This is a genomic window from Exiguobacterium sp. 8A (assembly GCF_902506275.1).
Taxonomy (GTDB): Bacteria; Bacillota; Bacilli; order Exiguobacteriales; family Exiguobacteriaceae; genus Exiguobacterium; species Exiguobacterium profundum.
In genome coordinates, this window is sequence record NZ_LR733630.1 from 670,423 (window position 1) to 696,781 (window position 26,359).

26 protein-coding genes and 1 other RNA gene are annotated in these 26,359 nt (G+C 47.1%); 9 read left to right on the top strand and 18 right to left on the bottom strand.

Annotated features, from left to right (window positions below):
- The first annotated feature begins 150 nt into the window (after window positions 1–150).
- Both GVY42_RS03440 and GVY42_RS03445 read left to right on the top strand, forming a co-directional pair.
- The gene (locus GVY42_RS03440; protein WP_031423648.1) at window positions 151–1,395 is read left to right on the top strand and encodes an MFS transporter; all 1,245 of its coding nucleotides are present in this window, start codon (window positions 151–153) and stop codon (window positions 1,393–1,395) included.
- 143 nt (window positions 1,396–1,538) lie between these two features.
- The gene (locus GVY42_RS03445) at window positions 1,539–3,032 is read left to right on the top strand and encodes a peptide MFS transporter (RefSeq protein ID WP_159562339.1); all 1,494 of its coding nucleotides are present in this window, start codon (window positions 1,539–1,541) and stop codon (window positions 3,030–3,032) included.
- Window positions 3,033–3,074: 42 nt separating this feature from the next.
- On the opposite strand, the gene GVY42_RS03450 is transcribed toward GVY42_RS03445, so the two are convergent.
- A complete protein-coding gene (locus tag GVY42_RS03450; protein WP_047795294.1) occupies window positions 3,075–4,370 on the bottom strand; it encodes a glutamine synthetase family protein in 1,296 nt (431 codons plus the stop codon).
- A gap of 189 nt (window positions 4,371–4,559) precedes the next feature.
- Between GVY42_RS03450 and GVY42_RS03455 the strand changes: the two genes are divergently transcribed.
- Window positions 4,560–5,597 (top strand): SDR family oxidoreductase, encoded by a 1,038-nt coding sequence (locus GVY42_RS03455; protein ID WP_159562340.1) that lies wholly within the window; start codon window positions 4,560–4,562, stop codon window positions 5,595–5,597.
- A 29-nt stretch (window positions 5,598–5,626) separates the two neighbouring features.
- Here GVY42_RS03455 and GVY42_RS03460 read toward each other — a convergent pair whose 3' ends face one another.
- The gene (locus tag GVY42_RS03460; RefSeq protein WP_031423645.1) at window positions 5,627–5,947 is read right to left on the bottom strand and encodes a general stress protein; all 321 of its coding nucleotides are present in this window, start codon (window positions 5,945–5,947) and stop codon (window positions 5,627–5,629) included.
- 79 nt (window positions 5,948–6,026) lie between these two features.
- Window positions 6,027–6,251 (bottom strand): hypothetical protein, encoded by a 225-nt coding sequence (locus tag GVY42_RS03465; protein ID WP_159562341.1) that lies wholly within the window; start codon window positions 6,249–6,251, stop codon window positions 6,027–6,029.
- Window positions 6,252–6,347: 96 nt separating this feature from the next.
- Here GVY42_RS03465 and GVY42_RS03470 point away from each other — a divergent pair, with 96 nt between their 5' ends.
- Together GVY42_RS03470 and GVY42_RS03475 are read left to right on the top strand one after the other, a co-directional pair.
- Window positions 6,348–7,406, top strand: coding sequence for a GTP pyrophosphokinase family protein (locus GVY42_RS03470; RefSeq protein ID WP_224861169.1), 1,059 nt, complete (start codon window positions 6,348–6,350; stop codon window positions 7,404–7,406).
- An 88-nt stretch (window positions 7,407–7,494) separates the two neighbouring features.
- On the top strand, window positions 7,495–7,932 hold the full coding sequence (locus GVY42_RS03475; RefSeq protein WP_012726357.1) for a MarR family winged helix-turn-helix transcriptional regulator: 438 nt from the start codon (window positions 7,495–7,497) through the stop codon (window positions 7,930–7,932).
- Between the two features lie 87 nt (window positions 7,933–8,019).
- On the opposite strand, the gene GVY42_RS03480 is transcribed toward GVY42_RS03475, so the two are convergent.
- The 5 genes from GVY42_RS03480 to GVY42_RS03500 all read right to left on the bottom strand — a co-directional run bounded on the left by GVY42_RS03480 (window position 8,020) and on the right by GVY42_RS03500 (window position 13,439).
- The gene (locus GVY42_RS03480) at window positions 8,020–8,664 is read right to left on the bottom strand and encodes a class F sortase (RefSeq protein WP_236548921.1); all 645 of its coding nucleotides are present in this window, start codon (window positions 8,662–8,664) and stop codon (window positions 8,020–8,022) included.
- The gene (locus tag GVY42_RS03485) at window positions 8,609–9,406 is read right to left on the bottom strand and encodes a DUF4397 domain-containing protein (RefSeq protein ID WP_012726359.1); all 798 of its coding nucleotides are present in this window, start codon (window positions 9,404–9,406) and stop codon (window positions 8,609–8,611) included. Before GVY42_RS03485 ends, GVY42_RS03480 begins: the two co-directional genes overlap by 56 nt.
- A gap of 249 nt (window positions 9,407–9,655) precedes the next feature.
- Entirely contained in the window at window positions 9,656–10,363 is a 708-nt protein-coding gene (locus GVY42_RS03490; protein WP_159562342.1) for a glycerophosphodiester phosphodiesterase, read from the bottom strand.
- Complete coding sequence (locus tag GVY42_RS03495) at window positions 10,360–11,832, bottom strand: carboxypeptidase M32 (RefSeq protein WP_159562343.1); 1,473 nt, start codon at window positions 11,830–11,832, stop codon at window positions 10,360–10,362. The genes GVY42_RS03490 and GVY42_RS03495 overlap by 4 nt, the downstream gene beginning before the upstream one ends.
- 74 nt (window positions 11,833–11,906) lie before the next feature.
- Window positions 11,907–13,439 (bottom strand): FAD-dependent oxidoreductase, encoded by a 1,533-nt coding sequence (locus tag GVY42_RS03500; RefSeq protein WP_159562344.1) that lies wholly within the window; start codon window positions 13,437–13,439, stop codon window positions 11,907–11,909.
- A 199-nt stretch (window positions 13,440–13,638) separates the two neighbouring features.
- Here GVY42_RS03500 and GVY42_RS03505 point away from each other — a divergent pair, with 199 nt between their 5' ends.
- Together GVY42_RS03505 and putP are read left to right on the top strand one after the other, a co-directional pair.
- On the top strand, window positions 13,639–14,610 hold the full coding sequence (locus GVY42_RS03505; RefSeq protein WP_236548922.1) for a D-alanyl-D-alanine carboxypeptidase family protein: 972 nt from the start codon (window positions 13,639–13,641) through the stop codon (window positions 14,608–14,610).
- A gap of 345 nt (window positions 14,611–14,955) precedes the next feature.
- Window positions 14,956–16,437: a sodium/proline symporter PutP gene (gene putP, locus GVY42_RS03510; protein WP_078146955.1), complete on the top strand. Its 1,482-nt coding sequence runs from the start codon at window positions 14,956–14,958 to the stop codon at window positions 16,435–16,437.
- A 49-nt stretch (window positions 16,438–16,486) separates the two neighbouring features.
- Here the strand turns inward: putP and GVY42_RS03515 are convergent, their stop codons facing one another.
- The 8 genes from GVY42_RS03515 to rnpB form a co-directional block, all read right to left on the bottom strand.
- A complete protein-coding gene (locus tag GVY42_RS03515; protein ID WP_074036975.1) occupies window positions 16,487–16,792 on the bottom strand; it encodes a hypothetical protein in 306 nt (101 codons plus the stop codon).
- Window positions 16,793–16,807: 15 nt separating this feature from the next.
- Window positions 16,808–17,362 (bottom strand): hypothetical protein, encoded by a 555-nt coding sequence (locus tag GVY42_RS03520; protein ID WP_159562346.1) that lies wholly within the window; start codon window positions 17,360–17,362, stop codon window positions 16,808–16,810.
- 79 nt (window positions 17,363–17,441) lie between these two features.
- Window positions 17,442–18,263 (bottom strand): YihY/virulence factor BrkB family protein, encoded by an 822-nt coding sequence (locus GVY42_RS03525; protein ID WP_159562347.1) that lies wholly within the window; start codon window positions 18,261–18,263, stop codon window positions 17,442–17,444.
- A 108-nt stretch (window positions 18,264–18,371) separates the two neighbouring features.
- Window positions 18,372–19,790, bottom strand: a complete 1,419-nt coding sequence (locus GVY42_RS03530) for a sodium:alanine symporter family protein (protein WP_201302244.1) — start codon at window positions 19,788–19,790, stop codon at window positions 18,372–18,374.
- A gap of 59 nt (window positions 19,791–19,849) precedes the next feature.
- Window positions 19,850–20,752: a Gfo/Idh/MocA family protein gene (locus GVY42_RS03535; protein ID WP_159562348.1), complete on the bottom strand. Its 903-nt coding sequence runs from the start codon at window positions 20,750–20,752 to the stop codon at window positions 19,850–19,852.
- A 51-nt stretch (window positions 20,753–20,803) separates the two neighbouring features.
- Window positions 20,804–20,986 carry a hypothetical protein gene (locus GVY42_RS03540; RefSeq protein ID WP_230872813.1) on the bottom strand — a complete coding sequence of 61 codons (183 nt, stop codon included), beginning with the start codon at window positions 20,984–20,986 and terminating at the stop codon, window positions 20,804–20,806.
- A gap of 120 nt (window positions 20,987–21,106) precedes the next feature.
- Entirely contained in the window at window positions 21,107–22,270 is a 1,164-nt protein-coding gene (locus GVY42_RS03545) for a class I SAM-dependent RNA methyltransferase (protein ID WP_074036970.1), read from the bottom strand.
- Window positions 22,271–22,394: 124 nt separating this feature from the next.
- Window positions 22,395–22,762, bottom strand: an RNA gene (rnpB, locus tag GVY42_RS03550) — RNase P RNA component class B.
- A gap of 120 nt (window positions 22,763–22,882) precedes the next feature.
- Here rnpB and GVY42_RS03555 point away from each other — a divergent pair.
- Window positions 22,883–23,287: a hypothetical protein gene (locus GVY42_RS03555; protein ID WP_012726372.1), complete on the top strand. Its 405-nt coding sequence runs from the start codon at window positions 22,883–22,885 to the stop codon at window positions 23,285–23,287.
- Window positions 23,288–23,331: 44 nt separating this feature from the next.
- Here the strand turns inward: GVY42_RS03555 and GVY42_RS03560 are convergent, their stop codons facing one another.
- Both GVY42_RS03560 and GVY42_RS03565 read right to left on the bottom strand, forming a co-directional pair.
- On the bottom strand, window positions 23,332–24,780 hold the full coding sequence (locus GVY42_RS03560; RefSeq protein WP_159562349.1) for a S8 family serine peptidase: 1,449 nt from the start codon (window positions 24,778–24,780) through the stop codon (window positions 23,332–23,334).
- 94 nt (window positions 24,781–24,874) lie between these two features.
- Window positions 24,875–25,282, bottom strand: coding sequence for a hypothetical protein (locus GVY42_RS03565; RefSeq protein WP_074036967.1), 408 nt, complete (start codon window positions 25,280–25,282; stop codon window positions 24,875–24,877).
- Window positions 25,283–25,452: 170 nt separating this feature from the next.
- On the opposite strand from GVY42_RS03565, the gene GVY42_RS03570 reads away from it, so the two are divergent.
- Window positions 25,453–26,340, top strand: coding sequence for a hypothetical protein (locus tag GVY42_RS03570; protein ID WP_159562350.1), 888 nt, complete (start codon window positions 25,453–25,455; stop codon window positions 26,338–26,340).
- Window positions 26,341–26,359: the final 19 nt, after the last annotated feature.

The following is a 26,359-nucleotide window of genomic DNA, read 5'->3' on the forward strand; positions in this document are numbered from 1 at the left end:
AGTTCATACTGATTGGCAGGCACCTCTTCGATTGATTCATATCTAAGACGCCTGCCTATCGAGGCATGCATAAACAACGTGGGACGTCGTATGCCTTCATGCATATGACGTCCCTTTTGTGTCTAAAATTAAATAAAGCAGGTGACCTGTATGTTTCAATCACTCAAGCGGCTCGACCGCAACATTTGGATTCGTTTTTTAGGGGAAACGATTACGGGAATTATGATGTTCATGATTGCCCCATTCCTTGTTCTCTACTATAGTGACCAGTTAGATAGCTACCTTCAAGTCGGAATCATCATGGCGACTGGCCCAATCATGGCGCTCCTCGGTTCGATGATCGGAGGACGTCTAGCAGACCTGTATGGTCGAAAACCAATCATGATGATCGCAATCATTGGGGACGCACTTGCCCTCATCGGATTTGCGTTCGCCGACTCGTTCTGGCCGCTTCTTTTATTGAACGCGATGCTCGGACTGACGAACTCGCTCTTCCACCCTGCCGCAAGCGCGATGGTCGCCGATGTCACGGAGCCAGAGCATATGAACGAAGCGTTCGGACTTTTACGGATGGGACATAACATCGGCGCTGCATTCGGTCCACTTCTTGGTAGTGCGGTGCTGTTCATCGACCGCGAACTCATCTTCTTTGCGGCGGCATTCGTCTTTGGACTATATGCGATTGCGCTCGGCACGTTCATACATGAGTCGTTGCCCGAGTTTACGGAAGATGAGACTCCAAGCAACCGGGAAGTGTTGCGCGTCTTTTATAACGATCGCGTGTTTCTCGTCTTCATCTTTGCGGGTATATTCATATCAATGGGATTCTCCGTCGTCGAGAGCATGCTACCACTCTTTTTAAAAGAATCGCTCCCGACGTATACCGCACAACAGAACCCATTCCCGTATCTGTTAGCACTGAATGGAATCATGGTAGTTCTTTTCCAGTTCCCGATTGCTTCAAAACTCGGGAACAAGCCGTTCGGTAAGGTCATGTTAGCAGGAGCGACCGTATTTGGTATCGGTATGATCTTGCTTGCGATTGTGCCTAGAGCCTTGTTCGCACTCGATACCCCTTACGTGCCACTCGTCGGGATCTTACTCGCCGTATATGCGTTTTATACGTTAGGTGAGATGATCATGTCCCCTGTTCAGCAGACATTCATCGCCTTGATCGCACCGGAGAATATGCGTGGTGCCTATAACGGTGCAGCGAGTATCCAATGGCTGATCGGCGGTGTCACGGCACCAATCATCGCAAGTGTCTTTTTTGACAATCGTGCCGGACACATCGCTTTGATCCTCATCGGTGGAGCGAGTTGTTTATCAGGCATCATCTATTGGCAGCTCGGACGTCATGTCCAAGCGACGGAAGCAAAGCAAAAGACGGCTTAACCGCTCATTGACCACACTCTCTGATTTCGGAAGTGTGGTCTTTTCATTCTTTTCATCTTTATTAAAATTTGAAATTATCATTCAATTCACTTTACAATCATAATAATCCTTTTTATGATAAAACGGTTAAGGAGGGATCTTTCATGGAAAGGATCGATAAACAGACAATCGTGGACAGTGTTCCACAAAAAGGCTTCTTCGGACAACCGAAAGGGTTGTTCACTTTATTCTTCACTGAGTTTTGGGAACGTTTCTCGTACTATGGCATGCGGGCCATCCTCGTATTCTATATGTACTATGAAGTCTCTGAGGGAGGACTCGGTCTAGACCGAAACGTCGCACTCTCAATCATGTCCGTCTATGGCGCGCTCGTTTATATGTCTGGGGTCATTGGGGGATGGCTTGCAGACCGGATTTTCGGGACGTCTCGCGCGGTATTCTACGGTGGTGTGTTCATCATGCTCGGACACATCGTCCTCTCGATTCCAGGTAGTGTCGTCTTCTTGTTCATCTCGATGGCGTTGATCGTCATTGGTACCGGATTATTGAAACCAAACGTATCAAGTATCGTCGGAGACATGTACAGCGAGACGGATCGCCGTCGTGACGCTGGATTCAGTATCTTCTACATGGGTATCAACTTGGGTGCGTTCATTTCACCACTCATCGTCGGTCAAGTGCAAAAAGACTATGGATTCCACTGGGGCTTTGCGCTCGCGGCAATCGGGATGTTCGTTGGACTCGTCGTCTTCGTATTGACACGAAAAACGAACCTCGGCTTAGCTGGTTCGTATGTACCGAATCCGTTGACGCCTGATGAGAAAAAGAAAACGATAAAAATCGTCAGCATTGTCACCATCGGAATTGCCATTTTGCTTGCAATTTTGATTCCACTCGGATGGTTCACGATCAATACGTTCATCTCACTCGTCGGGGTGTTCGGTATTGCGATCCCGACGATTTACTTCATCATCATGTATCGCAGTCCGAAAACGACTGAGGTCGAGCGCTCGCGAATCATTGCCTACATTCCGCTCTTCATCGCCTCCGTCATGTTCTGGGCGATCCAAGAGCAGGGTGCAACGATTTTGGCGAGCTATGCTGATACACGGACTGACTTAGAGTTCTTTGGATTCACGTTGTCACCAGCATGGTTCCAATCACTGAACCCACTGTTCATCATCTTACTGGCACCGATCTTCGCTTGGTTATGGGTCCGACTTGGTGACCGCGAACCGAGCATTCCGACGAAGTTTGCTTTCGGGATCTTATTTGCCGGAATCAGTTTCTTGGTCATCCTGCTCCCAGCATACTTCAGTGGTCCGGATGCCCTCGTCAGCCCACTCTGGCTCGTCTTAAGTTATTTCATCGTCGTTCTGGGAGAACTAAGTTTGTCACCGGTCGGGTTGTCGGCTACGACTAAACTCGCACCAGCTGCCTTCTCCGCTCAAACGATGTCGCTCTGGTTCTTATCGAACGCTGCGGCGCAAGGGATCAACGCACAGCTGGTCAAGTTCTACACACCTGAGAACGAGATGCTCTACTTCGGCGTGATTGGTGGCGTCGCCATCATCTTAAGCTTGATTCTGTTCGCACTTGCACCGAAAATCAAAGTGTATATGCGTGGTATCCATTAATCATCAAAAAACGCCAGCCGATTCAATCGGCTGGCGTCATTTTTATTTTCGCACTTGAATGAGTGACAAGTAGCGATCGATCATATTGTGGTTAAAGTAGTCATGGAAGTTGTCTTGTTTCAGTGACTGAATCGATTCATGGAATGTCGCAGGCAGTGATGCGATGCCTTGGCTCTCGATTTGCTTCGCTGAATACTCGAACAAGTCGTCCTCGTTCGGAGAAGACGGAACGAGCTGTTGCTCGATTCCTTCAAGTCCGGCATAAATGAGCGCGGCAAGTGCCAAATATGGGTTCGCACTCGGATCAGGGTTTCGGACCTCTACACGAGTCGCACTTCCACGGGAAGCTGGAATTCGAATCATCGAACTGCGGTTCGATGGGCTCCAGCATATATTGACAGGTGCCTCGAATCCAGGAACGAGACGTTCGTATGATTCAGGTAGTGGATTCGTGAAGATTGCTGTGGCACGGGCATGCTTCAAGATTCCCTCGATGAAATGACGCGCCGTTTTCGACAATCCGTAATCCGCATCGACTTCGTCGAACGCGTTGGTCGTCGGATTTCCGGACTCATCATTCTTCCAGACAGAGATGTTCAAGTGCATTCCAGAACCGTTCACATCACGCAACGGTTTTGGCAAGAATGAGACGGATGCCCCTTTCTCCTTCGCCGCAATCTTGACGATTTCTTTAAAGAACTGAATGTTATCCGCTGTATGGAGTGCGTCATCGTACTTGATGCCAATCTCATGTTGCGCAGGAGCGACTTCATGGTGAACAGCCTCAATGTTGAACCCGACACCACTTAGACGGTTCGCGATGTGCTGTCGCACTTCATATCCTTTATCCTCTGAACGTGTCGAGAAATATCCGGCCTCGTCATAAAATTCTCCGTTCTCGTCAAAGATGAAGAATTCCGGCTCTGCCCCGACGAATACCGAGTAGCCATCACGTGCTGCACGTTCAAGTGCATCCTTCAATACATTACGTGGGTCGTATTCATATCGCTCTCCCTCCGGAGTGCATACGTCACAGAAGAATGCCAAAATATTTTCCTCGCCGTCTTGCTCATACCGTGGACGATCTAAATCCGGTCTCAAGAATAAGTCTGAGTTTTTGATGGAAGAGAACCCGTTGATTGAAGAACCGTCAAACATCGTTTTTCCCTCAAAGACTTCAGGCAACAATTTTGCCGAAAGCGTCAAGAGTTTTAAATCACCGAGAACATCTGAGAAATATAGATGGATTTGGGTGATGTTTTTCTCTTGTACCGTTTTCTCAATATCTTGTTGCTTCTTTTTTGCGTCATCCTTGTCTGTTCCGAATAGATTTGCCATGATTCGTTAAAACCTCACTTCAATGGATTTGACAGGCAAGCTGTCTTTACGCACCGTTCGTACGCTTCTCTATAGTTCATAACCGAGTTCGATTTTTTCTAAACATGGAATTTCAGGAAAGGCAAAGTGGCTACATGCGACAAGAGTTGATATGATGGGTAAAGAATGTCACAGAGAGGGAGAACGCGATTGTATATTTTTATGACTGGTGGAACCGGATTTTTAGGAGGGCGACTCGCCAAAGAATTGATTCAACGGGGGCATCGCGTCTGTATGTTGGCGCGAACACCGGAGAAGGTACAGGCACAATTCACCGCTGAAGAACAAAAGTCGATTGAAGTGTTACCAGGCGACTTGACGTCACATGCGCTCGGGGCCAATGAAGAGTTCATCGAGACACATAAAGGGAAAATTGATTTATTTCTACACATGGCTGCACTCGTCAAATTCGATGAAGAATTACGTGATGAATTGTTCGAGACCAATTTAACCGGAACGAAAGAGGCCCTTCGATTAACTAAGTTAATTGACTGCCATCGCTTTTTCCATGTGAGTACGGCTTACACGCTCGGCGCTAAAGAAGTTGGCGGGGAAACACTGTACGATGTGTCTCAGTCTTTTTTAAATCCTTATGAAGAGAGCAAGGCACACGCCGAGCAGGCGGTCTGGGAGTCACGGGATGAGCTTGACGTCTCAATCTTCCGACCGGCCATCATCGTCGGAGACTCGAAGACGGGAGAGGCCGACTCGAAGTTTACGATGTATGGATACATGCGCGCGCTCGAGCTATTCAAACGGAAACTGGAACGTCGTGGCCATGACTTCGAATCGATTCGATTGATCGGCTCTGCGACGGGCACTTCTAACCTTGTCCCTGTCGATTATGTAGCGGATGTACTACTCGCTGCCATCGAGCACGCGAAGGCGGGTACAATCTATAACGTGACGAACGACGCACCTCCAAAAAATGAAACAATGCTCGACTATATGAAAGAGTCCCTAGCATTCCCGCATTTAACGATCACGGAAACGCCCACATCGACACTAAGCTCAGTCGAACAGTCGTTCAATGATATGGTAAAAGTATTTAATCCGTATTTGAATCGGGACATTAGATTCCGTGACGACAACACGAAACAATTGCTTCAGGATGCCGGATTCGCTCCGCTCCGTCTCGATCATCAATCGTTACGTCGCATCGTGAATGCCTATTACAAAGCAAAATAAAAAATGGACCGATTTTTCCGGTCCATTTTTTATTTATCGCAAACAAGTACGATTTTACCGCCTTTGATTTCACGTTCGAGTGAATCTACCATCTCTTTTGTGAGTCCAAGACTCTCCATCTGTTCCATGCGATCTTCTGAATTGCTCGTGAATTTGGAAAGCAACGACTCGAACATCCCTTTCTCTGGGATTCGGTATGGTTGTACACCAGCCTCTGCTGCCAATCGAACGGTCAATTCCTCATCTTTGGCGAACAAGTAGATGTGCTCGTTCACACATCCGCCTGACACCATCTCATTTACTTCATGGTCCACCGTCGTCATATCATTCACTACTCTTGTCTCTAACATGCCCCATCCTCCTAAACGTTCACAGTCATGTAATTCACTGTTTTTGTTATTCCCGAAAAATGAGGTGATAAACATACAATCAATCCATTTCTTCGTTCGTGATCCATTCTTCGATGTCGAAATGATGCACGATTCCCTCGATTCGATCGTGCTCCCCTTCCCTTTGAGTCCTACCCTCTAATCGAGCGGTCACCACGAACTGGGAATCGACAGTGCGGATACGAGATATGCGATATCCAGCTTGTTGTAACAATCCGGCGATAATCTCGATTTTTTCTCTCTCACCTGAACGGAATGTATGCATCCATCCCACCTCTTTCTATTTCACTCCTTATACATGCTATCATATCGTTTCTGACATGTGATGCTATACTATGGATAGAGAAAAGGAGTGAGTTCTGTGCCAAAACAAGACTTGAATACGATCATGCTTGAATATTTGAACGAGAAAGAAGATTATGAAGCGTTTGCCACAAAGCTGAAAGCGCTCCTCAGTGAATTGTTGACAGAAGCCGGCATCCAGTTCCATTCAATCGTCGCCCGTGCCAAAGAAGCGGACAGTCTATATGCCAAACTCTCACGCAAGCCTTATCAATATCGTTCCTTACGTGACGTACAAGACTTGGCCGGGATACGGATCGTGACATACTTTCATGACGACGTACGCACCGTTGCGCAAATTTTAGAAGATGAATTCACTATCGACCGTGAACAGTCCATCGATAAGTCGACGTTGCTCGACTCCAATGAGTTCGGATATCTGTCTGTCCATTATGTCGTGGAATTAAGTGAGAAGCGACTTGCTCTCGGTGAATATCGCCGTTTTGCAGAAAAAGAGGCGGAAATTCAAGTCCGCTCGATCCTACAACACGCATGGGCCGAGATTGAACACGACCTCGGTTACAAAAATCCGAATGCCGTTCCTCCTGAAATCAAAAGAAGTTTCAGCCGGGTCGCTGGTCTATTGGAGATTGCCGACTCCGAGTTCGTGAACATTCGAAAACAGTTGCGAACATTCGAACAAGAAACGGTCGAACAGATTCTTGACTCTCCTGAAAAAGTGGCCATTACCCGAGATAATCTCAACTATTATATTGCAAATGATCAAACGGTCGAGAAACTAGACAACGCGATCTTCCAGAGCGAATGGCTACTCGAGACGGACCTCTCTGCCATCGTCGAGTTGACGAGAATGTTCCATTACGCCGATATCCGTACGTTCAAAGATTTGAATGACACACTTTCGACTTACTATACTCAAGCCGTCCAATGCGCAACCTTGTTGCCATCTTCTCTGTTACCGAGACAAGGCATGGGGGTCGTCTATGCCGTTCTCGCTAAATTGTTAGCGGAAGGCGACGATCCGCAGATTGAATTTTTCTTTAGACGGTTCTATCCGGACTTGAAACATTATGAAGACATCATTCAGCAAATTCGGGCAAAAGACGAGCCCCTATAACTTTACAGACAACATGTTTTTAATGTAGAATGTTTCTATGTTCTGAAGTATATATGAATAATATTATCGCCAGGAGGTAGTTTCGAGGATGACAACACCCGTACAGACCGCTTCACGTCGACAGCTCGTTGCAGACGCTGAACGTGGTATCCGGATGAACTATCGTGGAGTGAAAAAAAATCTCCGTTCGATGTTCTCACAGTATTTAACCCGCAATGAATTCTTCATTCTACGTTCTCTTTGTCAACAGAGTCCTCAAATCGCCTCTGCTCTGTCAAATGAGTTTCAATTTTCAGCTTCGATGATCACTGCGCTTGCCGATGAGTTGACGAAAAAAGGGTTGATCTCTCGCGAACGCAGCGAGCGTGACCGCCGTGTCGTTGAACTTCAGGCAACGGATGAAGGTCGTGAGTTGTTTGAGACGTTAGAGAGCATGAAGATTGAATATTTGATGGATGTCTTCACTGATTTTTCAGATGATGAACTCATTTTACTCTCAAAATTATTAGATCGTATGGATGCTTAATCCGAATATAGCCCTTCATCTTAACGGTGAAGGGCTATTTTTTGCGAAAAAAAGAGATGCGACCCATCGGTCAGCATCTCTTCATCTTTACGTTTCAATCAGGTGTGCCGTGACCACGATCCGGTCCCGATACCCAAGATTCTCGTCATACGGTCCTGCACAAGTGATCAATTGAATACGCTTTGACTGAGTCGCCGCAAAAATGGAAGCGAGCGGCACTTGGTCGAGGCGATACTGTTTCACACTGACCACTTCATACGTTGCGACTTGGTCTTTCCGCTGGAGCGTCACCAGTTCTCCGATCGGAAGTTGATCCAGATTCGCAAAGATAGCTGGACCATTCAGATCATCTAGATGACCCGATAGGACGACATTCCCCGTTGCGCCTGCTTTGGCTCCGTATTGATACCAACCGACTTGATTCACGTCAGACGGTGTGTCCATTCTTCCGGCCTCATCCTTCCCGACCGCTTCAATCGATGTATCAACATCGATTGAAGGAATGATCAGCTGGGCAGGGACGAAACTGTTCGAATGAAACGTTTGTCGATCTACCTGCTTCGAGGTCAAGACCTGCGGTTCGGCAAATTCAGCCGTTGGCATCACGAACGGTTTGTCAGGAGCTTCCGCTTGAGCGCTCCATACGAGAAATGTGATTGTTCCTAAGAAAATCAGTTTAAGCGTCTTGCTTCTGACGACGAAAGACGTAGAATCCAGCTGCTGCCGCTCCAACCACTGCTGCTGCGAGCAACCAGTTCATTGAAGCTGTTTGAGCAAGACCACCTTGTCCTGTTTCAGGAGCCATCGCCATTTCCCCACCATCAGCGGCGAGAAGGACTTCAAACGCTGGTTCTCCTTCAAGGAGTCCGATTGCGAATGCTGTATAGTTTTTGCCACCTTCGAGTGCGACACCGTCAAGTGCTTTGACGACGTCAGTCGCTCCAGCCGGGCGTACTTCAAGGTCATACGTTCCAGCATCGAGTGTGCCGTAATCACTTACTGCTTTGAACTCGAGGTTTGAGAAGAGTGGGTCGCCACCTTTAGGTGCGACATCAACCGCTGGTGCATCTGGTGCGAAGTGAGCGACACGAACTTTAGATTTACCATCTTCAAAGTTTGCATCGTCTTCCATTGCAGCGATTTCGATGTTTTCAAGTTGACCGATCGCAGCGGCTGTATAGAACTTGCCTGCCTCGATTGAGAGGTCTGCTGCGACGACGACTGTTTCAGCGTCACCTGCCGGCTTGATTTCAACGTTGTAATCCCCTGCAGGAAGTGTCAAGTAGTCTGTGAGATCCTTGAATTCTGCTCCCTCGACCGCGACTTCCCCATCCACGTACACGTCAACTGCCGGTGCATCAGGTGAAGCATGTAGCACACGGACCATCGCATTTTCATGTCCATCCGCGCTAACCGGTAAGACGAAAGCGAAAGCCAGTGCTAGAGTACCCAGTAAAGACATCAACTTCTTCATGTGAAATTTCCTCCTTTTGATCTTTGGTAACCCACGACTTGCATACAACAAATGTGATGCAGTGCTACATGGTGTGCTACATCTGATTGCTATGTAGCTCGGTGACATCTTAAACTTAAGACAATCCGACAATGACGTAAAGGGGACACTATGCCCTGAATGTGCTCCGATATGCTAACGGACGAAAGCGCTACCTTTACATAAAATGTAGTTCCCTTCCACCCAAATATAAAACCACTCAGTCTGCGACTAAGTGGTTTTGTTTGCCCATTCGATATCATTGACAAAGACAGCATCGACTTGAAGCGCTAAACAACGCTCCAGTTGGTGTTGTGTTTTAATCGTAAATGGTCTGATTGGAATCCCTCGATGTTGCAAGGAGTGTACTTCTTCGTCTGTGATGCGATCGATGTGCGGATGGACCGAATCCGCTCCGACGAATCGAAGATATCCTGAAATGTCATAAAGCGGCTGTGCAAGCAGAATGGCCGCCTCGATATCTGGTCGCATCTGTTTCAATCGATGAATGGTTTCGTGATTGAATGAGGAAAAGAGAATTCGGGACGCATGAATCCCGGAGGACTCGATCGTATCGATGATGCGAGATTCAATTCCTTCATATCGTAGGACATCCGTCTTCACCTCTAAGTTCAAAATGACCGATTCCTCATTCACAAGGTCGAACAGCTCCTCGAGCGTAGGGATGTGCTCTTCTAGACCATGACGTACTCCAGCATTGAACTGTCTGAGCTCATCATAGGTATAGAGTGAAACTTGTCCTCTTCCGTCAGTCGTCCGCTCGAGCGTCTCGTCATGGATGAGAACGAGGACACCGTCCTTTGTCATGTGAACATCCGTCTCGATTCCGTCTGCCCCGGCCTCGAGTGCGAGCTTGAATGCCGACATCGTATTCTCCGGCCGATGTGCCATAACGCCACGATGTGCAAATCGTTTCATTTGGCAACTGTCTGATATTTTTTGGTCAAATATCGAACGAGTGGTTGGACCGAAATGGCTTGACCTGTCACTTGTTGAATGAGTTCGTTCGGTGTGAGACGTTTTCCATATTGATGAACGTTCTCCTGTAGCCACACTTTGATTGGTTCGATTTCGCCTTCTGCAATCAACGTCTCAAATTCCGGAAGGGCTGATTTCAACGTTTCCGTCAACTGGGCCGCATAAATTAACCCCAGGGCATAGCTCGGGAAGTATCCGAATGAACCGCCTGCCCAATGGACGTCTTGAAGGACTCCTTTAGCATTTGACGGAACATCGAGTCCGAGATATTCTTTATACTTTTCATTCCATGCTGCAGGAAGCTCATCGACGGACAACGTCCCTTGTATGAGTGCCTTCTCGAGCTCATAGCGGATGATGATGTGTAGACTGTATGTCAATTCGTCAGCCTCAATCCGAATAAGAGATGGTTTCGCTTCATTCACACCTCGATAGAAAGTGTCGAAGTCGATCGCAGCGTATGTCGGATGAAGCGATTGTAGTTTCGGATAGACGCGATGCAAGAACGCTTCGCTTCGTCCGATGAAGTTCTCAAAGAAGAGCGACTGGGACTCATGAATCCCCATCGACGCACCGCCGCCTAGTCCGAGTTCATCGAGCATCGGGTCGATTTGCTGCTCATACGTCGCGTGCCCCGCTTCATGCATCGTACCGAACAGTGCATTTCTGAAATCTGCTTCATCATACTTCGTCGTAATCCGGACGTCGCGGCGGTTGATGGTGATTTCGAACGGATGCACTGTCGCATCCAATCGACCACGTGATAAATCGTAAGCGACGACATTCATCCAGTCATGACAAATGGTTTCTTGAACATCCGCCGGCATCGACCAGTCCATAGAGAGTGATTCTTTTGGTAGCTGCTGAATAAGAGGAACGAGTTCGTCTCGGAGCGAGGCGAACAATTCGTCTAAGAGCTCGACCGTCATGCCCGGTTCGAAATCATAGAGCAATGCATCGTACGGATGTTTCTCATAACCGAAATATTCCGCAAATTTTTGCTGGAATCCGATAATCTTTTTAAGGTATGGAGCGAACGCGTCCCAATCATCCTGATCTTTCGCTTTTTCCCACGCCGTCTCAGCTTCTGAGACGAGCGTTACGTAAGCTTGATACTCATCATGCGGAATCTTGGCATTCCGTTCGTATTGCGTCTTCGCGACTTCAAGTGAACGCGCTTCAATGTCAGATAGACCCTCTTCATCCGCCATCCGTTCCAGCAATGAAGCGAACGACTCGCTCGTCTGTCGTTTGAATGCCTCGGTCGACAAATAACCGATTGTCTCTGCCCGGAGCGGTGCCGACTGTTCCGGCATTTGTGTACGCATGTCCCAATATAAGAGAGAGATTGCTTCATCGAAGGCACGCAGTTGTTTAAAATGTTCACGCCATTCTTTTGTTACTTCCATCTGTCTTTCACCCCTATGTGTTATTCTGTTCTCTTTCTACTTTATTATAGCTGTCAACCTTTGCCTACACCAGTTTACAAATCTTCTCGCTTACTGTAGGAAAGTGGTTTTGTGGCAGGACCCTCTAATACAGCCCCTTTTGCATCGAAACGAGAGCCGTGGCATGGACAATCCCATGACCGCTCGGCATTGTTCCATTTCACTGTACAACCGAGGTGCGTACAGGTCAGGTTGACGACATGGCACTGGTTATCCAAATCTCGATAGACGCCCTTGGTCTTCCCATCCACTTGTACGACCCCTCCCTCATCTAGCTGCAGGTCTTGTACATCTTTTCGTTCAAGCATCCGATTTACTGTCCCTTTCGTGAATTGAGCGGCAGTATCTAAGTTTGTTTTGAGAAATGCACTGATATCACTAGGTTTAACCGTTTGACGGAGCGGTGAGACCAGCTCGACGAATCGGTTCGGACGACCTGTGAGTTGGTCCGCGAGCAAGGTGCCGGCAGCGATTCCGTTCGTCATCCCCCATTTCGAAAATCCAGTCGCCACAAAGAGATCTGGTTCTCTTTTGAACATTTGCCCTACGTAAGGAAGTCCATCTAAGGTGATAAGATCTTGGGACGACCACCTATGAGATGCCCGATGCGTTCCAAAATGTGCCTGTGCGTCATTCTCCAATCGATCATATCGGAGACGCGTATCTGTGACTTGCCCAGCGGTATGCCCCTCACCTCCAACTAGTAAATAGCTTTTTCCGTTTTCACTATAGGATCGAAACGAACGATTTTGCTGTCCAACCTCTAAATACATCCCTCTGAGTGGTCGACTCTCCACTTCACAGGCAACGATATACGATCTTTCGATTGAAAACTTCGACACGTACAACCCGCGCAGGTCATTGAATGGATAGTGGGTCGCAATCACGACTTGATTTCCCTGTACCCTTCTACCGTTAGATGTAGTGACTACTGGACGTGGTCCCTGACTCACTTCCGTCGCTCTAGAATTTTCATAAATCTTTCCTCCGAGACGAACAAAACGTTCCGCTAATTCACGTAAGTATTTCACGGGATGGAATTGAGCTTGGTCATGGATCACCAACGCCTGCTCGATCGAGAACGGGAGAGCCTTTCTCACTTCTTCCGTCGCTTCTCCTCCGTCAATCTTCAAACGACGATACGCATCCAGTTCTTTAGTAAGTTCTTCGTTCGGTTCCCTAGAGTAAAGATACGATTGTTCATTCGCGTAATCGCAGTCAAACCCTTCTTCAATTTGTTTTTTTAGATAGATGAGCGCTTCTGAGTTGAACTCGTAATATAAACGAGCGATGGACTCATCAAAATGACGAATCAACTTATGATAAATCGTCCCATGTTGAACGGAACATTTTGCCGTCGTATGTCCCGTCGTCCCATGTCCAATCTCTAACGCTTCTAGAAGCGTCACTTGTTTCCCTCGCTTTTGGAGTTCATAGGCGCAGACGAGTCCCGCAATCCCTGCCCCGATGACGACGACTTCGGTCGATTCCGAAACGGAAAGGGATGGGTACGGCGTCCCAGTATCATGTTGACGCCAAATGGAGTTCGTGAACGGATAACGATGCATGATGCATCCTCCTCTCTAAAAGTGACATCTTTACCCTTATACCCGAAACGCAGTTCTTTCATCGCCGATCAATCATTGACCTAGTTCTTTATTTTATTAGCGAAAAAAAAGAGCGTTTTCTATTATGTTTATAGAGTAACCAAAAAAGGAGGGACTTTTGTTGACCCGTAGAAGGAGACACCGAAGAAGAACGTACATCATGCGAAGAATGATTGCCGCGGTCGTTTTACTCGGAATCATCGCACTGATCCCGACGTTGGTCGGATTTAAACAAGATAAAGAAGCACCGACATTAGCAGAAGCGTCCACACCAAAAGCTGAACCGATGAATACAGGTCCGCTTTTCCCGGATATCGACATGGGTTCATGGAGTCCGAGTGAGACGAAGATGATTTCGGATGAGGAAATCTCTGTTGGCGCACTAACTTTCGTCAACGTGACCAAACAAGAGATATTGATCGATAAAAACGCCAATGATCGTGTGTTTCCAGCCAGTACGACTAAATTGATGACGGCACTGCTTGCTTATGAGAAGGCATCTGCAGCGAATGAACTCGACCAACCATTCATTACGATTCAACAGTCGACACTCGATATTCCATGGGACAGCCATATCGCGCATCTTGCCATCGGGGATACATTGACAGTTCGTCAAGCACTTTACGCCACGCTACTTGAATCCGGAAACGATGCTGCGAACAGCCTTGCGGAATACACGAGCGGGTCGACCGAGGCCTTCGTTCAATTGATGAATGATCGAGCAAAGGTTTTAGGATTGACTGGAACGCATTTCGTAAATGCGCATGGCTACTCGGATCCGAATCATTATACGACGGCGAACGACATGGCTAAAATCGCCTTCGCATTCAGTACATACCCGGAGTTGATTGAAATTGCCGGGACTTATGAATTAAAAGCCGAATTTAAAGATAAAGACGGTAACGGCAAACGTCGTTGGTGGTATCACCTCGGTTCATCGGTTAATGAACGAAGTGTCAACTACTCCAAGTTTGTGACCGCCACGAAGACGGGTTATACGGACGAATCCGGATATACCATGGTATTCATCATGAAACATAATAGCGAAACTTATATCTTGGTTACGATGCAGGCGAAGTCTGGACAAACATTCCCGACGATGCGACTCGTTGAAGAAAAAGCATTCAAATAAAGAAGTAAAGAGCATTCAAAGATGCTCTTTTTCTTATGATTAAAAATATGTTTTCTGAAAATTTTCCCATAAATATTACATTCATGTTACACAGGAAAGTCCTCAGCATTTCAAATATTCAGAATATTTAAACTTTTTATCTGAAAATTTTAGCCTCCATCCGTTGGTATAATGGGCTTTAGAGCTGTTTTTATGAAAAAGTGTCAGTTTGCAATCATTTCAAAGGTTCTGTAAGGTAAAGCACAAGTTCGCATTTTCAACTTTTGTTTTTAACTGTGTGATGTCTTCACACAATCGCGAACGAGTTGATTAAATAGATCTTTTAACTTAATAGGAGGTAATTCAATGCTATGGCAAGAATGGGTATCAATCGCGCTTTATCTCGTGATGATGCTTCTTATCGGATACGTTGCGTATAAACGAACGACCGATTCATCAGATTATATGTTAGGTGGCCGTAAAATGGGGCCAGGCGTTACAGCCATGTCAGCCGGAGCTTCGGATATGAGTGGTTGGATGTTAATGGGACTACCGGGTGCAATGTATGCAACTGGACTATCAGCAATTTGGTTAGCCGTTGGATTGGTCATCGGAGCTTACTTGAACTACTTGTTAGTTGCTCCACGACTTCGCGTCTTCACAGAGATGGCGAACGATTCGATTACGATTCCAGACTTCTTAGAGAATCGGTTCCGAGATCACTCGAACTGGCTACGGATCCTTTCTGCATCCGTCATCATCATCTTCTTCACGTTCTACACATCAGCTGGACTTGTATCCGGCGGGAAGTTGTTTGAAAGCTCATTCGGATTAAATTATCAGACAGGTGTCATTGTCACAATTAGTGTCGTCATCTTATACACCCTCTTCGGTGGATTCACGGCAGTTAGTTGGACGGACTTCGCACAAGGTGTCATCATGTTCTTGGCGCTCGTGCTCGTACCATTCGTCGCTTTAACAGATATCGGTGGAGTAGACACTGCTGTCAACTCTGCAACGACAATCAATGCCGATTTGTTCGACCTCTTTAAAGGGACGACGACACTCGGGATTATCGGTCTCCTCGCTTGGGGACTTGGTTACTTCGGTCAGCCACACATCATTGTTCGCTTTATGGCAATCCGTGATGTGAAATCATTGAAAACGGCTCGTCGTATCGGGATGAGCTGGATGACAGTATCTATAATCGGTGCCGTCATGACAGGGTTCGTCGGAATCGCTTATTTCCGAGGACAAGGAAATCCACTCGGGGACCCGGAAACAGTCTTCATTCAATTCTCTGAAGTCTTGTTCCACCCGTTCATCACTGGTTTCTTATTGGCAGCCATCCTTGCTGCGGTCATGTCGACGGTATCGTCGCAATTGCTCGTCACATCATCTGCATTGACAGAAGACTTCTATCGTAAATTCTTCAACAAAGATGCAAGTGAGAAGACGATGGTCCTTGCCGGACGTGTTGGTGTCTTGCTAGTAGGAGTTGTAGCGACGCTCATGTCACTCAACCCATCAAGTACAATCCTCACACTCGTCGGATATGCATGGGCTGGATTCGGTTCTGCATTTGGACCAGCAATCCTCTTGTCACTTTACTGGAGCAAGATGACGCGTCAAGGTGCCCTCGCTGGTATCCTCGTCGGTGCCATTACCGTCATTCTCTGGATCGTCACTGGACTTTCGACAGTCCTTTATGAAATGGTACCTGGCTTCTTCTTGAGTATGTTGGCAATCGTGCTTGTCAGTAACTTTACTAGCCAGAAAGAACAAAAACGTATCAACCGTGAATTCGGTGAAATGGAAGCTGAATTGGCAGCTGCGAAGAAAGAGTAACGATTCACACAAAAACTCGGTTCCCTATAAAGGGACCGAGTTTTTTGTTTTACATCGATGCTGCGATTAACCAGACACGAATCACAAACGGTACGAGAACCAATACGAACATTGCGTTTCGCATCCACCGATTTCGGTTCCAATAGTACGCCATTAGTACGAAGGGATGCAATGCGACCAATTCGTATGGATTGAACCAAAACCATGTGATAATCAATACGATTAAAAAGTACAATACTGATTTTTCTTTCGACGTTCGGTATTCACGCCACATATCATAGGCGCCTTTAAAGAAAGCGATGAATGTTGCAATCCAGAATACGATGACAATCACATTATCAAATCCACTAAACAACTGAGTAACCACCTTTTAGGAAGGATTTTCTACATAAAAACCGCCCCAGTAAATATGACGGTACGTAAACTCTTTTCCACTTTCTACAGTAATCACAATTTCATCTTCCGTCAACACGAGGACATGAACCGGTACCTCACCCTGGCGAAGCATCGGGCTAAATAATTGAAACTGTTTGTTCAACCATTTGCGCTCTGAAAAGTTTTGATAGTGATGTAGAGAAAGCATCGAATGGCTCAAGTATGCAGCACCAACTATTGCGACAGCGATCGGTGGCGCGCCGATTTCCATCATGAACGAGAAGACGAGAACAAGTGATAGCACCCCATACGCGAACTCTACTAATTCCATGAGAGAGGCTCGGCTAGCTATCACATATTGAATCACACGAAACATGAGATACAAGATGATACTGACAATCAAGTACTCAGAGAATGGCGAGTGTCGGAACGATACGTCCAAATAGAACAAGACAGGTAACAGTAGGATCCATTTCCATAGATGTAAGGCGAGGTAAAACAATGATTGATCGATGAAACGACGATTGTGTACGAGCCGTTGCATATCCATGTTTCCCACCTCCGCTTAGATGATGTGACCTTACGTTACCATTCCCTATTCTTTCGAATGATAACTAGCAATTACACGTCTAATGAAGTTTTTCTTTCCTCTCGATTAACGTCGCATTCAACAGCCCACCAAGCAAGATGACAGAGGCAGCGAGATAGAACCAAATCAATAAGACGATGAATGCACCGAGTTGACCATAAAACTGCTCGTAGTTTGCGAATTGTGAATAGTAACTAAACACGTTCGAGACAAGCAGAATCCCTACTGTTGCAAAAGCGGCTCCGGCCCAACTATTTTTAAATGTTCCGGACACACTTGGCAACCACTTATATACAAATACGAATACAGTGAATAGAAGACCTGTTCCGATGATCCATCTGAAGTAAAACCAAATCTGCGCATATGTCGTGACAATCTCATCGATGAACAACACGTATGAAGAGATTTCTCGAAGTGCCGTCTCAATCACAGGGACGAGCAATGAAAATGGCAACACAAACATGAGCGCCAAGGTGATGGCGATATCCTGTAAGACGCCCCTCCAAAAGGCTTTATTACGAACAGCCCGGTAGGCATCGTTCAATGCCCGCACGAGAGATTGTACGGCCATCGATGAGATCCAGAGTGCTGGTAAGATACTGAATGATGCCAATTTCAATTTGGAGTTGTCGAATACGGCTTCAATGTTTCCTTCTAATAGCTTGTAACTGGCTTCAGGCATGATGAGTGATAACGCTTGAATCACATCGCCACTCGTAAACGGTAAAAATCCAACAATCCCTAATACGAATAATAAGAACGGGAACGTGGATAAAATGAAATAATAGGCTAACATGGCCGCTTGATCAAAAAAACGTTCTGTAAAAAATCGCTTGACGATTGTCAAAAATACTTGTTTCATCGTTACTCTCTACTTTCTTTTTATAATATAATGCGGTATTTGAAATAATAAGTTCAAAATGAAGAGGAAGCCCCTGTTTCCAGGGACGTCCCATTGATTGATGATCCTTCAACTAATTTCTTCTTTTTTTGTTTCCCACGCTTCAATATGTTCCATACCAGGAAGTTCGACACCATCTTTAAAAAATTCCGGGTCTCTTCCTTCTTTCTTTTGGGCCATATAGTCGTCGAGGAGCGTCTTGGCAACTTTACTCAATCGGAAAATCGCATACATGTTGACGAGTGCCATCAAGCCCATAAAGATGTCGGCAATCGACCAGACGAGTCCCGCAGATCGCACAGACCCGAACATGACCATCCCGACAACGGCAATCCGATAGATTATCAAATATCGCTTCTTCTCAGATATGAACTCGATGTTCGTCTCTCCATAATAATAATTGGCCAAAATCGAACTGAAGGCAAAAAGTAAGATGGCGACAGTCATGAGAGTCGTCGCAATCGGTCCGATTTCAACGAGAAGCGCCTCTTGGGCAAGCTCAATCCCTTGGAAAGCTTCAGAGCCTTCAACTCCTGAAATGAGGACAATCATCGCTGTTGCGGTACAGATGAACAAGGTGTCAACGAATACGCTAAGCGATTGAATCAATCCTTGCTTGACCGGGTGACTCACCTCAGCGGTAGCTGCGGCGTTAGGGGCAGACCCCATACCTGCCTCGTTCGAGAAGAGACCACGTCGAATTCCTTGGAGGACGGCTGCACCGACCGCACCACCGAACAACTGTTGGAAACCGAGGACACCTTCAGAGAAGATGGCGGAGAACACCTGTGGCACGACATCAAGATTCGTAAGGACGACCCAAATAGCGAGTAAGATATAACCGCCCGCCATGATTGGTACAATGATTCCCGATAAGGTCGAGATGGAACGAATCCCACCGAAGATGACGATAGCGGTGACAACGGACAAGATGATGCCGACCCAGACCGTATCGATCTCAAATACGTTATTCACGGAGAGTGCGATTGTATTTGCCTGGACGGAGTTGAACGCAAAACCGAACGCGAACGTAATCAAAATGGCAAATACGATGCCTAACCAGCGTGCACCAAGTGCACGTTCGATATAGTACGCCGGACCACCGCGCCAAGCCTTGCCGTCATGCACTTTATACACCTGGGCGAGCGTACTTTCAACAAACGCCGAAGCTGCTCCGATCAAGGCGATGAGCCACATCCAAAATACTGCCCCGGGACCTCCTAAGGCAATGGCCGTCGATACGCCGGCGATGTTCCCCGTACCGACACGGGCAGCCGTTCCGATGGCGAACGCTTGGAAAGATGAGACCTGTCCTTTCTCATGCTTGATTCCTTTCACGAATAAGAGTTTAAACATTTCCGGTAACATTCGAAATTGAACGAACCCCATCCGAAACGTAAAATAAAGACCTCCTGCAATCAATACGAAGATGAGAAGGTACGACCATAAATAGTCATTGATTTGCATAATCAGTTCTCGAATATCCAACGAAATCGCCTCCTTTTATCGGGTTTTTACCCGGTCTGAATATGACGGAAACAGTATGTTCACCGCACTTCCTTTAGAATCTCTTCACAGAGACGATGTGTCTCGAGACTGTCTTCCGCGACAACGGAGGCGTTCGGTTCCCCACGAAGTAAACGTAAGAAGTCTTCCACAAGGTCGATAAATCCTCGACGTTTCAAATTCGACTCCCATGGGTCGAGCGACCATTCCTTCACACCGTCTCGTCCATAGTCTGTAATCCGCTCCACATCACGCGTGACCCGCTTCACGGTCGGTGACATGACTTCCATCACTTCTTCGGTGCAACTGTTGTCTCGGTTCATCCAACCGATTGCCTCGATTCCCCCTGCCTTGAAATGAATCATCACTTGTTTCAGCACATCCCCTTCAAATCGAGGTGTGACACGTAAACGTTCGATAGGCTGAAGGTCGGTCAAATAACGGAGCGTATCGACGACATGCACGAAATCCTCGATCACAAATTCACGAAGCGATGCCGGTTTATACGTTCTGTTCTTTTGAATGAAGACCATATTTTTTTCTTCGACTTGTTTGAGTGCCTGTGTGGCCGTGGCAAATCGGCGATTGAAGCCTGTGACGAGATGGACGCCTTTCTCTTTAGCAAGTGCGACGAGTCGTTCCGTCTCTCCAAGAGTGAACGTGATCGGTTTGTCGATGAAGACATGCTTTCCTTGCCGTAGACAATACTCGGCTTGCTCATAATGAACAGCTGTCGTCGAATGAATCATGACCGCATCGATTTCTGTCATCGGCACGGCGTGTAGGTCTGAGTACCCTCCTTTGAAACGAAAGGTCGAGATGATATCGTGTAACTTCTGTTCATCCCTTGAGACGAGATACACATCAACGTCCTTTAATCCGGCATATACAGGTAGATATGCTTTTTTGGCGACATCCCCGATGCCCACTACTAAAATATTCATTTGCTCACTCCTCCAATATTATGTAGAAAGCCCGAAGCGATTGCCTCGGGCTCACGTAATAGATACAATCTCAAAACTTGTGATCGGTTCACGAATCGCGTCAGATACAATCTGGTAAGCCGCATGTAATTCTTCTTGATTATTTAAGTCCGGCACACGGTCCATTTCTACCTCGACCGTCCGAGTGTTCTGTTCTTTCACATGTAACTGATATTCGACTGTATACTTTTCCATCATCTGTCCCCCTCTAATTATACATATGTTATGTATATCCTGTTACACGGATGATGAAACAAGTGAGTTTGTTCTAAGAAAACAGAAAAATGACCGCTCAGGTGAACGGTCATGGATTCATCATTCTGATTTCGGTTTTGCGTCACGGTCCGGACGTGGGCGACGCTTTCCGAAGTATTGGTAATATTGCGTCTCGATATTTCCGTTGTACAGCTTCCGACGCTTCGTCGCCGGGCGCCCGTATGCCTTCTCGAAGTCTTCATAACTCGTCAACATATAGACACTGTAACCAGGGTATTTCGCATATTGTTCCCCGATCCGTTCGTACAAGTCGATGATTTCTTCTTCTGACTGAAGTCGTTCCCCATAAGGTGGGTTTCCGATGATGACCCCGTACTCTTCTTTCGGCTTCAGTGCGGCTGCGTCACTATGGACGAATGTGATCGCATCACGGACGTCAGCGAGTTCCGCATTGTCTTTTGCAAGTTTCACCATCCGCGGATCCAAGTCGATTCCATAGATTTTTAACGGTTTATCCCACTCCGCCTTCTCATTCGCTTCATTTATTGCCGCATACCAGGCTTTTTTCGGGATGCATGTCCAATCCTGTGCGAAGTATTCACGGTTGATACCCGGCGCGATATTTCGTCCAATCATCGCCGCTTCGATGGCGAGCGTCCCTGAACCTGTAAATACGTCATAAAACGGCATGTCCGGACGCCAGTTTGTCAATTGAATCATCGCCGCTGCCATCGTCTCTTTGAGTGGAGCTTGCGAATGAAGCTCACGGTAGCCTCGACGGTGAAGTGGACCGGACGTATCGATCGTGATGGTCGCCACATCTTTCAAAAGAGCGACTTCGATTGGGAATTTCGCGCCTGACTTCGGCAACCATTCTCCCTCTTTACGATAGCCGCGTTGCATCGCTTCAACGATCGCCTTCTCCGTGATTTTCTGACAGTCACGAATCGAGAACAGCTTTGATTTGACCGAGCGTCCGTCGACCGTGAACGCCGCGTCCCACGGCATGAGGTCGGTCCATGGTAACGCTACGACCCCGTCAAACAATTCTGTAAACGTTGTCGCCTTGAACTCGGCAACGACGAGTTTGACCCGGTCTGCTGTCCGCAACCACATGTTCAGACGTGGGATGTCTTCCATTTCCGCGTCGATATAAATCCGTCCGTTCTCGACTTCGCACGTGTATCCTAAATCCCTTACTTCTTTTGCCACAAGTGCCTCGATTCCCATCGCTGCCGTCGCAATCAGTTTACGTTTTGCCATCTAAATCGCCTTCCTTCTACATAAATATCTTTCAGTCATTTTGTAAGTTGTAAAAAAATCATGAAAAAAGGAGCTCAAGTATATGTGCTTGAACTCCTTGTCGTTGTCAGTTGAGACTATGTTGTCCTGTAAGCCATGTTCTGTACTCCGGTGCTCATAGCGGTCTCCCTGGCACGATGGAGTGACAATCATCTATCTGCGCACATCAGCGCCCTCCGTCCCGTTCGATTCCGGTCTGGAAGTTCCCCTACCATAGTTTGGGTTTCTCGCTCGTGGGGTTTACCTCGTTCCACTCTGAACGTTTCCGATCAGACTCCGTCACTGTGGCACTTTCAAGAAGCGGACACCATATCCGAGGACTTAGGTGTTTCTTCTGCCGTCAACTTGCGTTGCCTACACTTATCGTTTCGTGTAGCACGATCACTACAGCCATCACAGGCTGTGCGAGCATGGACTTTCCTCAAGACTTGCGTCCCGCGATTGTCCAGACTTCATAGTCACTTCAACCATTGTAGCTGAAATTTGAACGGTTGACAACTTAAATTCGAAACTTGATTTTACGTTCAGTCAGCGCTAAAATAAGGCGTGTTCATTGAATAAGGAGGGATTTTGATGCATCAGGATGCAAAAAACGGTTGGATTCAACGTCTGACTTATGTAATAGAAATCGATGACATTAAAGTGCTCCACCCGAACAACGGCGTGTTCGCCTTCTACCGAAATAATCGTCTCGTCCGAGGGTTTGAACCGTTCGACATCAAGGCACCGAACGAACTCTCGAAACGACCTTATCATTTTGACCATCACAATTTAGCACATCTCGAGGAGCGCTTCCCGGACGCCATTCCAGTGTTCGATGAAACGCATGAGACGCGTCGCGCTTGGAGCGACCGTGTCCGAGTCGGTCTTTGCGAAATCATCCGAGATGGGAAACTCAGTTTCGAGCATATTGATGACCAAGGGAACGTATTAGAAGCGAGTATCCGTTGGTGTGGAGAAGCCATCACCATCGATTAAATAGAAAAAGCCGTCTCTCCGTTAGGAGCAGGCGGCTTTTTATCTTACAAGGTCTCTGTGACCGGAGGCTCGTCTTCGATGATTGGTGGCTCAAAAGATGTCGTCACCACTTTTTCGCGAAGGTCCGTCGGTTTAAGGATGACCGTCAGCTTCTGTGTCGTATTCCCTCTTACCGGGAATGTCCCGGCGATGTGGAGGGCTTCGTACAAGACCTTCCCATTTGAATCAAGTACCGTGACCGTGCCTTTTCGTGTCGTGTGAATCGAGAACGTCCCTTCTTCCGACACCTTCACAGACACTGCCGTCTTCAACGTGTTGACATAATCAATCGTTCGGCTCGTGTATCGCTTATGTTTTCCATCCGTGACTTGACCGACGATGCGATATTGTCCGCTCGGTAACCAATCCCCGCTCGAATACATCGTGAACGACCGATTTGGTGTGAGCGTCTTGACTTTCTTGTTCCCTTGATACAGTGTGAACGAGGACTTTAAGTTCGAATGCTTCATGACACTCAACTTGACATCATTCACGTATCGACTCTTCCACACCGAAGGGGCAGAGATGTGAATAGGGCGAGCCGTTGCCTCTAGCAGTTTCATCGCATTCAATTCCGTATAAGACTTTCCGGAGGCTTTTGGCATCTTCGCAATCAACTGGTCGATCTCACCAGGTGTCAAATAAGGATTGATCGATTTGACGAGCGCGAGGCTCGCCGTGACCATCGGTGCCGCCATCGACGTCCCGTCCATAAAGATAAAGCGGTTGTTGATTCCTAGAGAGAGGATGTTCACACCTGGCGCCACGATTTTGACGCGATCGTCCATATTGCTAAAGCTCGCGAGACGATGTCTAGAATCGATTGCACCGACCGCGATTACCTCTTTCATGTTTGCAGGAAAATTGATCGTCTGTTTTCGATCATTTCCAGATGATGCGACGATAATGACCCCTTTCGCCCTTGCCCGTTTAATCGATGTGGCCAAACGACTATCATAATCATCCCCTCCAAGCGAGAGGTTGATGATGTTCGCCCCTTTCGCTACAGCCGTATCCACTGCATTGGCGACCGTCCAAGAGTCTGTTTTATCTGAATTCACCCCGTAGAACACATTATAAAAGTGATAGCGGACGTTCGGCGCGAGTCCGGCGATCCCAAAACGGTTATGTTTCCCGGCCATGATCCCAGCGGTATGTGTGCCATGAATATCCGCAGTGTATGGACCTTTCATGGAATTGACGACACGAGGAACGTTCTTCAAATCCGTATGGTTACGGTCAGCTGACGAGTCAATCAGCGCCACAACGATATCAGTTGCGCCTCTCGTCTTATTCCAGGCCAAATCCATACCGATTTGCTTCACATAATATTGGCTCGTGACTTGTGGTTCTGAGACGACGTAACCATGTTTCTTAAGGATGACCGGCTGTGCTGCATCTACTCCGACCGGCAGTAAAAGGGCAATCGCTGTCAAAAGGGCAATCTTTTTCATTCCTTCCGCTCCATTCCAAACTGATAAAGTGACTCCATTATCTCAAACTTTGGATTAGATTTCCCTTTTTTTGAATAAAAAGTTGTCGCTAAGTTTACCAATAGCTCGGCTCATCCGGGTGCAGCATATCAAACTCGACAATCCGTCCAATCGTCAAGTACGTATAGTAGCGCGCCAGTTCCACCCGGCTTGGGTCGGGACGGAATCCCTCGAGGTCCTCTCCAAGTGGAGACCCGTCAATGGTCTCAAACTGCTGGCAAAAAAAAGACTCCGTTTCAGCGTCCCAGACGATGCGATCTCCGATATATCCGCTTCCGAAGCGAATGTAATCGATGATCGACGGAACGATGACTTCTGCTGGCAAGCGTTCACTCATCCGACCAACGAGTTCATATCGCAGACGATCTGCCTGATCGGCTTCCTCAAGGGATGCACATTTGAGTACTTCTTTATTGATTTCAATCAATACGACATAATCCCCAGATTCGATGGAGAGCTTCATTGCCTCACCTCACTTTTTCATTCCTACATCCGATTCTCTACAAGTCATTATTCGAGATAAATGGTGGGAATCCTGTCCATTCCTCATTTTTTTCCAAATCGCAGTTGAGTTCACAACATTCTAACTGTTTTTGTTATACTAATCATATGAATTAAGAGAGGAAGTGCATCATGGCCAAACGACCGCTGACCCCTCGAGAAAGTGAGTTGATTGCGACCGCGTTATTTGTTGTCGGAAGCGTTCCCTATTCAGGACATATCGATCGTCTCGAATCCCTCACCTTACGTGATATCGCTGATGACTATTTGAATGGAACTGCCACTTCCGCAGACGCGATCGACGCACTCGACCAATACATCTACGTCCGGCGTCATCGTTTTAAAAACGTGACCCCTCACAACCTTTGGACATTGGATGATCGGACTGAACAAGAAGCATTGCGTCATATTTCCAAACGACCTGAATTGAAAAAGGGGCAGACGTTGAATAAACGGAATCAACCGTTTCAAGCAGGACAAGAAATCGAGTTCAAGGTGGACAAACATGTCGACCGTGGACAATTCCGCATCTACATCGGAAAACTTCAAGGGTATACGTGTAAAGCCCAGTCAAAAGAACGTGAAAAGCTGAAGTCATTATCAGGATGGATCACACATATTGACCCGAAAGACCGATTGGTATTTGTCAACGTGACAGACTTCGGACGGATGCCAATCGAACCTGCGATGAAACAAGAACTTGAATCGATGAGCGCTTCGATGCTCGGTTGGTTCGCCACGGCAACAATCCCTTCTGAAGAAGAAGCGCTCCTTGCCAAACGGATGATTGCCACGTTGCAGCGGCGCGATCAACCGTATTGGTTCACGCTGACGACCGCGTTGAACCACCCTCGCCCAGAACATGTGAAACGCTGGGGAACAGTCGTGAATCTTCTCGTCAAAGCGAGTAACGGTGACCAAAAGGCCATCCAAACATTAGAGACTCAAGAAGACAAATACTTTAAGGATGCGTTCATCCGCGCCCTCCGTGCCCTTCATCAAGAGATGACGAAGCAATAAAGCTGATACGATTCGAGGT

What these genes read in the sequence shown, in the direction of transcription:
- GVY42_RS03565 (WP_074036967.1), bottom strand. Translation starts at nt 25,282, where the DNA reads ATGAAGCTCTCCATCGAATCTGGGGATTATGTCGTATTGATTGAAATC.
- GVY42_RS03555 (WP_012726372.1), top strand. Translation starts at nt 22,883, where the DNA reads ATGCATCAGGATGCAAAAAACGGTTGGATTCAACGTCTGACTTATGTA.
- GVY42_RS03535 (WP_159562348.1), bottom strand. Translation starts at nt 20,752, where the DNA reads ATGAATATTTTAGTAGTGGGCATCGGGGATGTCGCCAAAAAAGCATAT.
- GVY42_RS03570 (WP_159562350.1), top strand. Translation starts at nt 25,453, where the DNA reads ATGGCCAAACGACCGCTGACCCCTCGAGAAAGTGAGTTGATTGCGACC.
- GVY42_RS03450 (WP_047795294.1), bottom strand. Translation starts at nt 4,370, where the DNA reads ATGGCAAATCTATTCGGAACAGACAAGGATGACGCAAAAAAGAAGCAA.
- GVY42_RS03490 (WP_159562342.1), bottom strand. Translation starts at nt 10,363, where the DNA reads ATGAAACGATTTGCACATCGTGGCGTTATGGCACATCGGCCGGAGAAT.
- GVY42_RS03540 (WP_230872813.1), bottom strand. Translation starts at nt 20,986, where the DNA reads ATGGAAAAGTATACAGTCGAATATCAGTTACATGTGAAAGAACAGAAC.
- GVY42_RS03445 (WP_159562339.1), top strand. Translation starts at nt 1,539, where the DNA reads ATGGAAAGGATCGATAAACAGACAATCGTGGACAGTGTTCCACAAAAA.
- GVY42_RS03525 (WP_159562347.1), bottom strand. Translation starts at nt 18,263, where the DNA reads ATGAAACAAGTATTTTTGACAATCGTCAAGCGATTTTTTACAGAACGT.
- GVY42_RS03505 (WP_236548922.1), top strand. Translation starts at nt 13,639, where the DNA reads ATGCGAAGAATGATTGCCGCGGTCGTTTTACTCGGAATCATCGCACTG.
- GVY42_RS03485 (WP_012726359.1), bottom strand. Translation starts at nt 9,406, where the DNA reads ATGAAGAAGTTGATGTCTTTACTGGGTACTCTAGCACTGGCTTTCGCT.
- GVY42_RS03520 (WP_159562346.1), bottom strand. Translation starts at nt 17,362, where the DNA reads ATGGATATGCAACGGCTCGTACACAATCGTCGTTTCATCGATCAATCA.
- GVY42_RS03465 (WP_159562341.1), bottom strand. Translation starts at nt 6,251, where the DNA reads ATGCATACATTCCGTTCAGGTGAGAGAGAAAAAATCGAGATTATCGCC.
- GVY42_RS03500 (WP_159562344.1), bottom strand. Translation starts at nt 13,439, where the DNA reads ATGCATCGTTATCCGTTCACGAACTCCATTTGGCGTCAACATGATACT.
- putP (WP_078146955.1), top strand. Translation starts at nt 14,956, where the DNA reads ATGCTATGGCAAGAATGGGTATCAATCGCGCTTTATCTCGTGATGATG.
- GVY42_RS03440 (WP_031423648.1), top strand. Translation starts at nt 151, where the DNA reads ATGTTTCAATCACTCAAGCGGCTCGACCGCAACATTTGGATTCGTTTT.
- GVY42_RS03460 (WP_031423645.1), bottom strand. Translation starts at nt 5,947, where the DNA reads ATGTTAGAGACAAGAGTAGTGAATGATATGACGACGGTGGACCATGAA.
- GVY42_RS03495 (WP_159562343.1), bottom strand. Translation starts at nt 11,832, where the DNA reads ATGGAAGTAACAAAAGAATGGCGTGAACATTTTAAACAACTGCGTGCC.
- GVY42_RS03475 (WP_012726357.1), top strand. Translation starts at nt 7,495, where the DNA reads ATGACAACACCCGTACAGACCGCTTCACGTCGACAGCTCGTTGCAGAC.
- GVY42_RS03560 (WP_159562349.1), bottom strand. Translation starts at nt 24,780, where the DNA reads ATGAAAAAGATTGCCCTTTTGACAGCGATTGCCCTTTTACTGCCGGTC.
- GVY42_RS03545 (WP_074036970.1), bottom strand. Translation starts at nt 22,270, where the DNA reads ATGGCAAAACGTAAACTGATTGCGACGGCAGCGATGGGAATCGAGGCA.